We start from the raw sequence: 13,296 nt of genomic DNA on the forward strand, positions 1-13,296 counted from the left end.
CACAACACACAAAGGAGAAAAAATGGAAACTATCAGCAACTTAATAAATAACTTTAATGGCATCTCATTGGCAGTCATCATGATTCTGTCTTACTGCGCAGTGCTCAAAAACACCAAGCGTCATGAAAGCGAAACAAAGCCAGTATTTAATCGTAGATACGAGTAAAGATCAGTAAATAAGCAGTAAATCAGTAGTAAGCCGAAGTAGGTTTTGAAAGCAGGGGGGAGTAAGGAAATCACGGATTCCTTATTCCCTAATTCTTTTGGGGCCCTGTATGAGGCTATTAAGCATAATTCCCCTATGTAATATATGGCTTTTCGTAAAGCAACAAAGAGACAAAGTTCGTTAAGATTGAAACATGAATGAAGACAAGCAAACCTATCTAGATAAAAAATTGCGCCCATTACCACGTTGGATATTTATGTCCCGTTGGTTGCAGGCACCTTTATATATTGGTCTCATCGTTGCCCAAGGTGTTTATGTTTGGCAGTTCTGGATAGAGCTCTACCATCTGATTACCATGATGTCGAATAAGGATATGACTGAAACGGCATTAATGCTTGTCGTCTTAGGTTTAATAGACGTCGTGATGATTTCTAACTTGTTAGTTATGGTCATCCTTGGTGGTTGGGAGACCTTTGTATCGCGTTTGGAGCTGGAAAACCATCCTGACCAGCCTGAGTGGTTGTCTCATGTAAATGCCGGTGTTCTGAAGGTGAAGTTAGCAACAGCCATTATTGGTATTTCATCGATTCATTTGCTCAAGACCTTTATTAATGCTGCGTCCTATGATGAAAAGACATTAATGTGGCAGACCCTCATCCACATTACCTTTGTATTGTCTGCCATTGCCATTGCCTATACTGAAAAAATAGTTCATTCATCACATAAACCGGATTGAGAATGAGGGTGGGTAGACTCTCTTGTTCTTTTAGGTGGCCTTCAGCTCAAACTTAATAATCTTTCCCAATGCAGTGGCTGCGCTTGCGAGCGTAATTAACGTCAAGCTGGTATCGCTCTCATCGAGTAAGCGATTTAGGGCAGCACGACTGGTGTGCATTCTCTTGGCCATGGATGTTTTAGTCAAGTTTTGTTTTGCCATCTCTCGTTCGATTTGCCAGGCGATGACTCGTTTTACTGCTACTGCAGTAGAGTGCTCAAGGAGAGACTCATCCTTTAGGAATTCATCGAAATTACTGCCAATATGTTTTTTCTTCATAAACGTTTCCTTAACTGCTTGACTCTGGGTTTTGCTAAATCTAAATCTGGTTTTGGTATCTTCTGTTGCTTCTTGATAAAACCATGGATTAACACCATGGCATTACCCTCAAGTACAAATAGAACTCTGGCAATATTTCCACTCAATTTGCTACGAACTTCCCAGATATCACTATTTATATATCTAACTAATGGCATACCAAGAGGCCAGCCAAATTGAACAGTTTTAATATCCTCTCCTATGAGCTTTTTATCTCTAGGCGTCAGCAGTTGAAGCCAATCTCTAACTGGTTCTTTTCTTGTTTCAGTTTCAAAAAAGTACACATCTAGCTTTGGAGTTCTCATCCAAATAGCGTACCAATAATGATACATATATTACATCAGAAATGACTAATTTGTTTGTAGGAATAGTTGGCTTATAGATGGCTCTAATTAGGGCATACAATTTAACTTTGTATATGAGAGTTGAATTGAACCCCAATCCCTGCTTTGAATGCGGCCAGTGTTGCCAACATTTTCGGGTGAGTTTTTATCATGCTGAAATTGAAGGTAATGGGGTGGGCATAGTGCCAGCAAAGCTCACTACCAAAATATCAGAGCACCTCGCGTGTATGAAGGGCACAGAGAAGGGCGGGGCACCTTGCATAGCTCTTACTCATAATAAAGAAGAGGGTTGGCGCTGCTCAATCTATGAAGATCGACCAAGCCCTTGCCGAGAATTTAATATTCTCAATGAAGACGGCACACCCAACTCTGATTGTCTAAAGCTACAGCAAGTAGCCAAACAGAAAAAAGCCTTACTTAGCCAAATTTAGACTCTTCAGGATTTGACTAAACGCTGCGTACTCTTGAGTGAGCTTTTCTTGCAACTCTTTGCCAGTGAGTACAGCTGAAGACTCCCCTGACTCATCTAAGTAACGCAGGGTATCTGGCTCTTTCATCGCCTTACTGTAGGCTTGGACAATTTGATTGATACGTTCGGGCTTTGTGTCCTTAGGGGCAAGAATGACACGCCATAGCAAAGTCTCTTCTTTAGCAAGGCCAATATCTTTTAAAGAGCTCGCATTTGGGAACTGGGCATTTCTGTTGACCGAAGAAACTAATAAACATTTAGCCTTACCCACATTTGCGTGCTGCAGCACTGGTGGAATAGAGCCCACATAAATATCAATCTGATTCGATAAGAAGCCGATAATGGTTTCGCCAGCACCTTTATAAGGGACATCGACTGTTTGAATATTTTGGGTTCTAAAGATGCGCTCAGCAGCAAGCTGTGCAGGACCACCTAGACCATCGGTTCCGTAAGTGTATTTCTTGGGATTTTTACGCAACTCTTCCATCAAGGCTTTACCGTCATTTGCCGGAAAGTCTGGGCGCACACAAAAGATATAAGGGGCCGTAGAGAGCTGAATCACCGGAATGTAATCACTCGGCGTATAGGGCACTTTGCTAGTTTGTGGCACCACGGTTACTGGTGCAGGCCATACGCCGGCTAAGGTATAACCATCGGGTACAGAGTTAATCACTTGTGCAAGGCCAATGGTGCCTCCAGCACCGGCTACGTTCTGAATACTAATCGGCCCACCAATAAAGCGTTGCGCATCTTTCGAGACCACCCGAAATAAGGCGTCAGTGCCACCACCAGGCGCAGTAGGCACAATCAATTTCGTGACCGTTTGTGCAAGGACAGGGCTTTGTAATAAGTAGATAACGCTAAGACCAAATAAACCCTTAGCGAGAGATTGAGTGAGTGTGATCATTAAGTGGCGCATAGCAGAACCTTAGAGGAAGCTGAGTCTAAAAATGAAACAGCGTTTTAGGATTATGAATGAAAATATCTTCCCAAATTGCCGAATCGTCAACTGCTGATTCAATCCAAGTCAAGCAATCAGCGTAAGTAAATTGGTTTTCATAGCTCAGCCAAGGCCAGTCGCTAGCCCAGACTAGCTGTTTTGGGTTTGCTGCTACTAGGGCATCAACATAAGGCTGAATGCTGACACCATTCAAAGACCCTACTCGATAGGGTGCAGAAAGCTTAACCCAAACCTGGCCGGTCTCAAGAGCTCGCAAAGTGTTCTGAAAAGATGCACTGTTAATACCTGCCTTCGGGTCAGGGTTGCCAAAGTGATCCAGAACCAAAGTAGCACCACTTGCCAGAATCTGAGGAACGACCTGTTCTTGTAAGTGGTCTTCTATAAATAATTCAATATGCAGATCAAGGTCTCTTGCTAAAGCGAGCAGTTTTTTATATTGCGCACTATTAATATCCGGAAGAACTTTCTTCTTATTCCAATTGAGTCGTATACCAACAATGCCAATTTCTTGCATTAGATGCAATTGACGCTCAAGAGTAATGATCTCTGTAGTAGGATCGATAATTGCTGTACCTCTCAGTTGATCCGGAAAGTTGTGAAGCGCATCAAATAGCAAGGTATTGTTTGCGCCATAAAAGCTTGGGGCTGTTAAAACCCCATGAGAAATGCCATGGCTATGGAGAACGTCTAGATATTCTTTGGCACTTACATCTCTTGCAGGGCGAGAGTGAATGTCAGAGGCTAAAGGAAAGTCCAACGCCATAATATGGGCGTGGCAATCTATTCCTGTGACTTTGCTTTTATCCTGCATCCGCCTTTAGATTCATCCTTATAATTCTGTAAAAAGGAGACTACCATGTCCATGCACTTAGGCACAAAATTGCGCAAGCTCATTAATGAGAAGCGGGGTTTGCTGGTACCAGGAGCAGGTAACGCCTTAGCGGCACGCGTGATTGAGGATGCAGGTTTTGAGGCTATCTATTTAAGTGGTGCTGCAATCACCAATCAGTTCTATGGCATTCCTGATCTAGGCTTTATTGGCTTAAATGATGTTGCGGCACACACTGCAGCAATTAGAGAAGTTACCCAACTTCCCTTAATTGTCGATATTGATGTTGGCTTTGGTAATGCAGTTAATGTGCATCACACGATTAAAGTGCTCGAGCGCGCCGGCGCCAATGCAGTACAAATCGAAGATCAAGCAATGCCCAAGCGTTGTGGCCACTTCGCAGGCAAGATCATCATTAGTAAAGAGGAGATGTGCAGCAAGATTAAAGCTGCAGTTGATGCTAGGGTACATGATGACTTCTTAATTATTGCTAGAACTGATGCCAGATCAATCTATGGCTTTGAAGATGCACTTGATAGAGCGCAAAGCTATGCACAAGCAGGTGCAGATATGACTTTTATCGAAGCACCAGAAAGTGTAGAAGAAATGAAGCTCATCGCTGCGCAAAGCTATTGCCCACAACTGATTAACATTGTTATTGGTGGAAAAACCCCATCCCTACCATTAAAAGACTTATCTGCGATGGGCTTTGGAATCGTGCTCTATGCTAATGCAGCTTTGCAGGGCGCTGTACGTGGCATGACTAATGCCTTAGATCATTTAAAGAAAACGGGCGAACTCAAAGAAGATCCGATATTAGTGGCCACCTTTGCTGAGCGCCAAAGTGTCGTCAAAAAAGAAGACTTTGATGCATTGGAGAAAAAATTCTCTTAATGCAAATAAAGAAATTAATCAGATTCAATATGAAGGATGAATAATTGATGGTAAATATGGCTCGTCTAGGATTTTTGATTCCGCCTGGTAATCCCAATACTGAAGGTGAAGTTATTAAAATGGCTAGGCCAGAATTCTCGCTTCACTTCACAAGAATGGTCGCACATGGCGAGACGGGAAGTCTTGATGGGCAGGACGAGCGCAATCAAACGCAGATCGATCATTTACCTGAGAATATTGAGCTTCTCAAGTTGGTCAAGCCTGCTGTGATAGTGATGGCCCATACTGCCAGCAGCTACACCCTTGGCAAGGAGGGTGAGGCCAAGTTGATTCAAAAGCTTGAGGATCAATACGCAGTGCCATTCATTACCGCTTTTGGTAGTGTGGTGAAGGCATTGAATCACCTTAAAGTAAAAAAGATTGCCTTTGGTACGCCATATAGTGAGCAAAACACTTTGCGTTGTAAATATTTATTAGAGGCGTATGGTTTTGAGATTGTGAGTTTTGGAAATTTGCCAGGCGTGAAAAATATCTATGATGAAACCCCGCAGCGTGCACTTGAGCTAGTGCGCCAAGTCAATAGTTCTGAAGCGCAGGCTATATTTGTGAGTGGGGTAGGAATGCCCACGATTGACATTTTGGCGCAAGGCGAGGCCGAGACGGGTAAGCCCGTGATTTCAAGTATTGCCGCTACCATGTGGAATGCACTTCAAGCGGCAAAGGTCAGCAGTAGTATTGAGCAATTTGGTAGCTTACTTTCAGGAAAACATTAAAGTGAAATTCATCCAATATGTATTAGCCACACTAGCAATCACGATTGCTTCACTATCCCATAGTGCCCCATTTCCAGATAAACCCATTCGCCTAATAGTTCCATTTACAGCTGGAGGCAATGTTGATAATTCTGCGCGCACGATTAGTCAGGGGCTATCTGAGCAATTAGGACAGAGCGTGATTGTTGATAACAAGCCTGGGGCCAATACCCTCATCGGTGCTGAGTTTGTGGCGCGCGCTAATCCAGATGGCTATACCTTGTTATTAGGAACGCCCGAGAGTCTGGCAATAAACCCCCATGTATATAAAAAGATTAACTATGATCCGCTCAAAGATCTTACTGCCGTTGGCTTAGTCGGTAATTTCCCTTTTGCATTGGTTGTCAATCTAAAATTACCCGCTAAAAATATCAAAGAGTTTGTGGCACTTGCAAAAAGCATGCCTGGAAAAATGAACTATTCATCATGGGGTATAGGTAGTACATCCCAAATTACATTTGAGAAGTTTAATCAAGTAGCCGGTATTGAATTAGTCCATATTCCCTTTCAGGGAGCTGCTCCAGCGATCACTGCAATTGCAGCAGATGAGGTGCAGGCGATGATGGTGCCGCTCTCGGTTGCCTTGCCGCAGGCAGCCGGCGGCAAAGTCAAAATTTTGGGTATTACCACTAGTCAACGCTTCGCTAGTGCCCCAGATATTTCGACTTTTCAGGAGCAGGGCTATCCAGTAGTCATGAGTGGTTGGCATTTAATCGTAGCGCCAAATAAAACTAGCCCATCTGTTTTGCAAACTCTGAACCGAAACCTGAATAAAGCCTTAGAGACTCAAGCTACTAAAGAGGCGTTAATCAAGATTGGGATTGAGCCAAGCCCAGGATCAATTGCTCAAGCTAATAAACTCATCCAGACTGAATATGAGCGTTGGGGCAAAACCGCTAAAGATGCTGGTATTGCAATTGAGAAAGCAGAGTAACTTTCTAGTTGCTCATTTTGATGATTAGTACAAGAGAAGGAAGTGCACAGTGAAAATTTTTGTAGCGGTATTGGCTTTTATTTGCTCCTCACTCGCGTTTGCAGACTATCCTGAGAAGTCGATTCGTTTAGTAGTGCCATTTGCTACTGGAGGAACTTCAGAAATTATTGCGCGCTCTGTGGCTAGCAGCCTGAGTACAAGCCTAGGCCAATCTGTCTATGTGGATAACAAACCTGGTGGTGCTGGCAACATTGCCATGGAAGAGGTTAAGCGTGCCAGTCCAGATGGCTACACCTTGATATTGGGTCACGTCGGAACCCTGGCTGTGAACCCCGCACTATTTGGTAAAAAACTTCCTTATGATCCCAACAAAGATTTTGCTCCCATCACCTTAGTAGCAAAAGTACCCAATGTGATTGCAGTGAGTGAAAAAAGTAATTATAAGACCTTAGCCGATTTAGTGGCAGATGCTAAAAAGAATCCAGGAAAAATAAATTATGGCTCTGCAGGCAATGGCAGTGCAGGGCATTTGGCGATGGAATACTTTTCATCTGAAGCCGGAATTGATTTAGTGCATGTGCCTTACAAAGGCTCTGGCCCAATGCTGACTGATTTAATCGGCGGTCAAATTCAGGCAACATTTAATGGGCTACCCTCATTAATGGGCCAGATTAAAGGTGGAACTTTACGTCCGCTAGCTGTTGGATCATTGGAGCGCTCAAAGGTGTTGCCCAATGTACCCACTATCGCTGAGTCTGGTTACAAAGGATTTGAGACCTCGCAATGGTATGGAATTATGGCTCCAGCTGGCACGCCGCAACCGGTGATTGACCGCTTGCAAAAAGAGATTACAAAATCTTTAAAGTCAAAAGAAGATTCTAAAAAGATGCTAGATGACGGAGCGGTATTGGTAGGAGATACACCTGTACAGTTTGGAGCATTCATTAAATCTGAGCAAAGCCGTTGGGCTAAAGTAGTTGAAAAGGCAAAAATCACGGTCGATTAAGGAAATGCTACAGACATACCCTTTATTTGAGAGCAAGTATTAATATAGTGATGTTTAAATCTGGGCCAAACCCCAATGCCAAAAAAGACAAAAGAATCCCTGCGTAGTGCCCGCTGGTTTGCACCAGATGATTTACGTTCATTTGGACATCGCTCGCGCGCTATGCAAATGGGCTATGGCCCCGAGGATTGGGCTGGTAAGCCAGTGATTGCCATTATTAATACTTGGTCAGACATTAATCCTTGCCATACGCATTTCAAGCAGCGGGTTGAAGATGTCAAGCGTGGTATTTTTCAAGCAGGTGGATTTCCACTAGAGCTGCCAGCAATTTCATTGGCAGAGCAGTATGTCAAACCGACAACGATGCTCTATCGCAATATGCTCGCCATGGAAACAGAAGAGCTGATTCGCTCTCATCCTGTGGATGGCGCAGTACTCATGGGCGGCTGCGATAAAACGACTCCTGGTTTAGTGATGGGCGCTTTATCTGCTGGTCTGCCATTTGTATATCTACCTGCTGGTCCGATGTTGCGTGGTAATTGGAAGGGTAAAGTTCTGGGCTCAGGATCTGATGCTTGGAAGTATTGGGATGAGCGCCGCGCTGGCAAGCTCTCAGAAGCACAGTGGCTAGAAGTAGAGGGTGGTATCGCGCGAAGTCATGGTACTTGTATGACGATGGGCACTGCTGCCACCATGATGGGTATTGCCGAAGTATTAGGACTCACATTGTCTGGCGCATCGAGTATTCCAGCAGCTGATGCTAGCCATCCACGTATGGCTGCAGCCTGCGGCAGAAGAATAGTAGAGATGGTCTGGGAAGATTTAACTCCTGCCAAAGTTTTAAATAAAACGAGTTTCTTAAATGCGATTAATGCTGCTATGGCGATGGGCTGCAGTACCAACGCCATCATTCATTTAATTGCAATGTCAAGACGTGCTGGAGCAGCGTGTACTGTGACTCTAGATGATTTTGATTCAGCCAGCAGAAAAGTCCCCGTGATTGCCAATATCCGTCCTAGTGGTGATCAATATTTGATGGAAGACTTTTATTACGCAGGGGGCATGCCTGCGCTCCTTAAGCAAATGGGCTCCCATCTCAATCCCAGCGCCATGACCATCACCGGTAAAACCATTGGCGAGAATATTCAAGATGCGCAAGTGCATAACGAAGATGTGATCAGGCCTCTGAATAAAGCAATCTACCAAGAGGGAGCACTTGCAGTACTTAAAGGCAATATCGCCCCTGGTGGCGCAGTGATCAAGCCAAGCGCCTGTGCAGAAAAATTCTTAAAGCATACCGGCCCAGCCTTAGTATTTGATAGCTATCCTGAAATGAAAAAAGCCGTTGAAGATGAAAATCTTGACGTCACAGAAAATCACATCTTAGTTCTGAGAAACGCAGGCCCTAAAGGTGGGCCTGGCATGCCCGAGTGGGGCATGTTGCCGATTCCAGTAAAGCTCGTTAAGCAAGGTGTACGCGATATGCTGCGCTTATCCGATGCGCGCATGAGCGGTACCAGTTATGGCGCTTGCATATTGCATGCCTCACCAGAAGCCTATATCGGTGGACCATTAGCGCTCGTTAAAACAGGTGACCTCATTACCGTTGATGTGCCTAATAGAAAAATTCATCTAGAGATTAGTGATGAAGAGCTCAATCAAAGAAAAGCCAAATGGGTTGCACCAGCACCTAAATATGAACGTGGCTATGGTTGGATGTTCAGCCGCCATATCTTGCAAGCGGAAGACGGTTGTGATTTTGATTTCCTAGAAACGAGCTTTGGTAAACCAGTGCCAGAGCCAGATATTTTTTAAGGGTAGAACTAAATATGAATCTTTTTACTAATATTATCCGCATCGCAGCGTTATTTTTAGCAGTCTTGTTTTTCCCGTTAGCGGTACAGGCTCAGGCTTGGCCTACTAAACAGCCCATTAAATTTATTGTGGTTTATCCGGCTGGCGGCGCTTCCGATGTCACAGCAAGATTAATAGCTACAAAACTATCTGAGTCCATTGGGCAGTCAGTAGTGGTAGAAAATAAGCCAGGAGCTAACGGCATTATTGCAACCGAATACGTAGCTAAGGCAGCTCCTGATGGTTATACCCTCTTAATGGCTAACTTAGGACCAAATGCAATTAATCCGGTGGTGTACAAAAAACTGCCATATGATGCTGTTAAAGACTTCTCAGCAGTTACCTTAACGACCATCGTTCCCCAATTTATTGTGGTTGCGCCAACCCAGCCAATTAATTCCTTAGCTGATCTGATTGCCTATGCAAAAGCTAATCCTGGAAAAGTCACGTTTGCCTCAGCAGGCAACGGCGCATCAAACCACCTTTCTGGTGAGCTATTTAACTCCATGGCAGGGATCAAGATGGTGCATGTTCCATATAAGGGCGATGCACCAGGCCTTGTCGATGTGATGTCGGGGCAAGTAACTGTTGCCTTGCCAACAGCTATTGCCGCCGCACCTTTTATTCGTTCAGGCCAATTACGTGCTTTAGCGGTGACTAGCAATAAGCGCTTACCTTCATTTCCGGATGTGCCAACTGTTGCAGAAACCATACCTGGATTTGAGTCAGTATCTTGGGGCGGTGTAATGGTGCCAGCCGGAACACCTCCAGCCATTATTGATCGCTTAAATAGCGAGATTCTGAAGATTCTGAAGATGCCTGATGTCGCAGAGAAGCTCAAGAGTTATGGCGCTGAGACAGTAGGCTCTACGCCAAAGCAATTCGACACCTATGTGAAGTCTGAGATTGCTAAGTGGGGTAAGGTAGCGCGTGAAAACAACGTGACACTAGACTAGTTTGGCGATATCTCTTACATTAATCAGATGATGACTATCACCTTTAAAAAACTACATCCCACCTTTATGGCTGAGGTGAGCCCCATCAATTTGCGTGAGCTCAGTGATGAGGCCTCCCTTGAGGAGTTGCGCAAGGGAATGACAGAATATGGCGTCCTAGTATTTAAAGGCCAAGAGTTCTCACTCCAAGATCAGCTTGATTTTGCCCAGCGCCTCGACGGTGAGTTGCATTCCAAAACATCTAATTCAGCAGTGAGCAAGAACCGTTTTGGTAATGATGCCTTAACTGATATTTCGAACGTGACCCAAGACGGCGATATTATGGCGGCCGACGATCGGCGCCGCATGAACAATATTAGCAATCGTATTTGGCATACCGATGCATCCTTTGTCGATCCAGCAGGACGCTACTCTATGCTCTTTGCACGCAATATTCCACCGGTACGTGCTGATACCGAATTTGCTGATATGCGTGCTGCCTATGATGCTTTGGACGAACAAACTAAAGAGACGATTGCAAATTTACATGTACGCCATTCAATTGTGTATTCACGGCACACAATGGGTTTTGATTTTGCTGAGGAAGAAAAAGCTAAACTTCCAGGAGCAACACAACCATTAGTCAAAATGATTCCAGGCTCTGCGCGCAAGGGCTTATATCTTGCTTCTCATGCTGACCATGTAGTGGAGTGGCCGGTGCCTGAAGGGCGTCTCTTGTTAAAAGAATTGATGGAGCATGCTACGCAGCCACAGTTTGTGCATTATCACGAATGGACCTTGGGAGATTTAGTCATTTGGGATAACCGCACAACGATGCATAGAGCGCGTCCATTTGACGATAAGCTTTATAAGCGCGAGCTGACTCGAGTAACCACTCTAGATATTGCTCACGTTTAGATTTTAGAAAATCTAAAGCATTTATTTACTGGAGAGTATTACAAAGAGGTAATGCTTTCCTACCCCTAATTCATCCTTCTTCTCTATTCAATATCTATTCATAGCTCTACGCTGAAACCTTCTATATAGGGGAGGCCAGCTTTGCGAGTTTCTATAGAGTGTTCTCACAGGCAGTTACAGTTATTCAGAATCTCACTAGACGCGCGAACCGTCCTGGTGTTGGCCATTATTTGGATGATCTGGGGAATTCTGAAAATGCTACGGATAATCTAAGACTGGCTGCTTTCTTGATTTCTCACTGATCCGTAAATTGCAGTTTAGCCAAACGGGCATACAGACCACTACGCAAGATTAAATCCGAATGGGTGCCCGTTTCAATGATTCGTCCGTTCTCTAACACCAGAATTTTGTCAGCTTGCTTCACTGTAGAGAGTCGATGTGCAATGACAATAGTAGTACGGTGATCCATCGCAGCCTCAAGAGCGCGCTGCACCAGTAATTCAGATTCAGCATCCAGAGCACTCGTAGCTTCATCTAAAAGCAACAAGGCTGGATTTTTTAATAAGACTCTGGCAATGGCAATGCGCTGCTTTTGCCCACCAGATAAGCGGATGCCGCGATCGCCTAAGAAGCTTTGGTAGCCTTCAGGTAATTTAGAGATAAATTCATCGGCAATTGCTAGGCGAGCAGCAGCGAACACTTCCTCATCGGTGGCATCCATTTTTCCAAAACGAATATTTTCCATCGCGTTATCAGAAAAAATCACAATGTCTTGTGGCACTACGCCAATCATTTTCCTCAACGCTTCCAATTCAAGATCTTTAATGTTGATGCCATTAAATAGAATCTTCCCGCTGGTCGGATCATAAAAGCGTTGAAGGAGTTGAAAGAGGGTGGTCTTACCAGCACCAGAAGGGCCAACAACGGCAATGCGCTCACCCGGTTTAATCTCAAAAGAGACATCCGATAAAACCGGATTCTGATTGGATGGATATTGAAAGCGCAGATTGTCTACTGTCACTCCAATGCCATTGGCATTGACCTCTGGAATTGACTCAACGACTGCTACCGTTTGAATGGAAGACTGAACGTTAAGAAGCTCTAAAAGACGATCACTAGCGCCAATGGCTCTTTGAGTGTCGCCTACGACTTCAGAGATACCAGCAATCGCCCCAGCAACAATGACGGCATACAAAATAAATTGAGAGAGCTCACCAGCGGTAATTTGATTGTCCATGACGGCATAAGCACCAAGCCAGAGAACCAAAATAATGCTGGTAAAGCCAAATAGAATTGCCACAAAGGTCAGCAATGACCGAGCTTGTGTCCGGGTGATCGCTGCTACAAGGGCCGTTTGAATGGATTGGTTAAAGCGATTGATTTCAATCTCTTCATTGGTAAAGGATTGAATCGTTGGAATAGCGTTCAATTTCTCACTCGCTAGTGCAGACGCATCGGCAATTTTATCTTGTGAATTACGCGAGAGCTTACGTACACGTCTGCCCATGATCACGGTAGGAATGATGGTCATGAGCAAGGTAGCAAAAATCAGGACAGATAATTTTGGGCTAGTGATGAACATCATGACTAAACCACCTGCTAGCAAAAGCATATTGCGAATTGCCATTGAGACACTCGTGCCAATCAATGTTTGGATTAAGACGGTATCGGTATTCAGGCGCGAGAGGATTTCACCGCTGTGGGTCACTTCAAAGAACTCTGGGCTTTGTTTGATGACATGGCTATAGACAGCAGAGCGAATATCAGTCGTAATCTTTTCGCCAAGCCAAGACACCATGTAAAAGCGTAGCGATGTACCTAATGCCACCAAACAAGCCACAGCAAATAAGGTTAAAAAAGTCGTATTGATTTGACTGCCGCTATTGGCATTAAATCCTAAATCAATGATTTGTCTAAAAGAGAAGGGAACAGCTAAGGTTGCACTGGCAGCCAGAACCAAACTAAAGATTGCTAGAACAAATTGCTTTTTATAGGGCTTTAGAAAAGGAGTTAGTGCTGCTAGGGTACGAAACCCACGGGGATTGGTCCTGCTCTTCTGCTTGGTCATTGAATAATCCCTA

At 44.4% G+C, this 13,296-nt stretch carries 15 protein-coding genes; 10 read left to right on the forward strand and 5 right to left on the reverse strand.

What is annotated here, in order from left to right:
• The first annotated feature begins 22 nt into the window (after nucleotides 1-22).
• Both CBI31_RS10395 and CBI31_RS01680 read left to right on the forward strand, forming a co-directional pair.
• Nucleotides 23-166: a hypothetical protein gene (locus CBI31_RS10395; RefSeq protein WP_169709847.1), complete on the forward strand. Its 144-nt coding sequence runs from the start codon at nucleotides 23-25 to the stop codon at nucleotides 164-166.
• A gap of 193 nt (nucleotides 167-359) precedes the next feature.
• Nucleotides 360-902 (forward strand): TIGR00645 family protein, encoded by a 543-nt coding sequence (locus CBI31_RS01680; protein WP_088524680.1) that lies wholly within the window; start codon nucleotides 360-362, stop codon nucleotides 900-902.
• Nucleotides 903-932: 30 nt separating this feature from the next.
• Here the strand turns inward: CBI31_RS01680 and CBI31_RS01685 are convergent, their stop codons facing one another.
• Together CBI31_RS01685 and CBI31_RS01690 are read right to left on the reverse strand one after the other, a co-directional pair.
• Entirely contained in the window at nucleotides 933-1,220 is a 288-nt protein-coding gene (locus tag CBI31_RS01685) for an XRE family transcriptional regulator (RefSeq protein ID WP_088524681.1), read from the reverse strand.
• Nucleotides 1,217-1,564 (reverse strand): type II toxin-antitoxin system RelE/ParE family toxin, encoded by a 348-nt coding sequence (locus CBI31_RS01690; RefSeq protein WP_088524682.1) that lies wholly within the window; start codon nucleotides 1,562-1,564, stop codon nucleotides 1,217-1,219. The genes CBI31_RS01685 and CBI31_RS01690 overlap by 4 nt, the downstream gene beginning before the upstream one ends.
• A 113-nt stretch (nucleotides 1,565-1,677) precedes the next feature.
• Between CBI31_RS01690 and CBI31_RS01695 the strand changes: the two genes are divergently transcribed.
• Nucleotides 1,678-2,034 (forward strand): YkgJ family cysteine cluster protein, encoded by a 357-nt coding sequence (locus CBI31_RS01695; protein WP_276207117.1) that lies wholly within the window; start codon nucleotides 1,678-1,680, stop codon nucleotides 2,032-2,034.
• Here CBI31_RS01695 and CBI31_RS01700 read toward each other — a convergent pair.
• Together CBI31_RS01700 and CBI31_RS01705 are read right to left on the reverse strand one after the other, a co-directional pair.
• Nucleotides 2,017-2,991, reverse strand: a complete 975-nt coding sequence (locus CBI31_RS01700) for a tripartite tricarboxylate transporter substrate binding protein (protein WP_088524684.1) — start codon at nucleotides 2,989-2,991, stop codon at nucleotides 2,017-2,019. The two genes, CBI31_RS01695 and CBI31_RS01700, sit on opposite strands and share 18 nt — an antisense overlap.
• A 25-nt stretch (nucleotides 2,992-3,016) precedes the next feature.
• Nucleotides 3,017-3,844 carry an amidohydrolase family protein gene (locus CBI31_RS01705; RefSeq protein WP_088524685.1) on the reverse strand — a complete coding sequence of 276 codons (828 nt, stop codon included), beginning with the start codon at nucleotides 3,842-3,844 and terminating at the stop codon, nucleotides 3,017-3,019.
• Nucleotides 3,845-3,895: 51 nt separating this feature from the next.
• Here CBI31_RS01705 and CBI31_RS01710 point away from each other — a divergent pair, with 51 nt between their 5' ends.
• From CBI31_RS01710 to CBI31_RS01740, 7 genes are all read left to right on the forward strand, one after another.
• Complete coding sequence (locus tag CBI31_RS01710) at nucleotides 3,896-4,756, forward strand: isocitrate lyase/PEP mutase family protein (RefSeq protein ID WP_088524946.1); 861 nt, start codon at nucleotides 3,896-3,898, stop codon at nucleotides 4,754-4,756.
• Nucleotides 4,757-4,803: 47 nt separating this feature from the next.
• Nucleotides 4,804-5,529, forward strand: a complete 726-nt coding sequence (locus CBI31_RS01715; RefSeq protein ID WP_088524686.1) for a maleate cis-trans isomerase family protein — start codon at nucleotides 4,804-4,806, stop codon at nucleotides 5,527-5,529.
• A gap of 1 nt (nucleotide 5,530) precedes the next feature.
• Nucleotides 5,531-6,502: a Bug family tripartite tricarboxylate transporter substrate binding protein gene (locus CBI31_RS01720; RefSeq protein WP_161491173.1), complete on the forward strand. Its 972-nt coding sequence runs from the start codon at nucleotides 5,531-5,533 to the stop codon at nucleotides 6,500-6,502.
• A 49-nt stretch (nucleotides 6,503-6,551) separates the two neighbouring features.
• Nucleotides 6,552-7,508, forward strand: coding sequence for a Bug family tripartite tricarboxylate transporter substrate binding protein (locus CBI31_RS01725; protein WP_088524688.1), 957 nt, complete (start codon nucleotides 6,552-6,554; stop codon nucleotides 7,506-7,508).
• 75 nt (nucleotides 7,509-7,583) lie between these two features.
• A complete protein-coding gene (araD, locus tag CBI31_RS01730) occupies nucleotides 7,584-9,323 on the forward strand; it encodes an L-arabinonate dehydratase (protein WP_088524689.1) in 1,740 nt (579 codons plus the stop codon).
• 14 nt (nucleotides 9,324-9,337) lie between these two features.
• The gene (locus tag CBI31_RS01735; protein ID WP_088524690.1) at nucleotides 9,338-10,318 is read left to right on the forward strand and encodes a Bug family tripartite tricarboxylate transporter substrate binding protein; all 981 of its coding nucleotides are present in this window, start codon (nucleotides 9,338-9,340) and stop codon (nucleotides 10,316-10,318) included.
• A gap of 27 nt (nucleotides 10,319-10,345) precedes the next feature.
• Nucleotides 10,346-11,215 carry a TauD/TfdA dioxygenase family protein gene (locus CBI31_RS01740; protein ID WP_088524691.1) on the forward strand — a complete coding sequence of 290 codons (870 nt, stop codon included), beginning with the start codon at nucleotides 10,346-10,348 and terminating at the stop codon, nucleotides 11,213-11,215.
• A gap of 295 nt (nucleotides 11,216-11,510) precedes the next feature.
• Here the strand turns inward: CBI31_RS01740 and CBI31_RS01745 are convergent, their stop codons facing one another.
• The gene (locus CBI31_RS01745; protein WP_088524692.1) at nucleotides 11,511-13,283 is read right to left on the reverse strand and encodes an ABC transporter transmembrane domain-containing protein; all 1,773 of its coding nucleotides are present in this window, start codon (nucleotides 13,281-13,283) and stop codon (nucleotides 11,511-11,513) included.
• Nucleotides 13,284-13,296 lie beyond the last annotated feature (13 nt).

The organism is Polynucleobacter campilacus (genome assembly GCF_002206625.1).
GTDB lineage: Bacteria > Pseudomonadota > Gammaproteobacteria > Burkholderiales > Burkholderiaceae > Polynucleobacter > Polynucleobacter campilacus.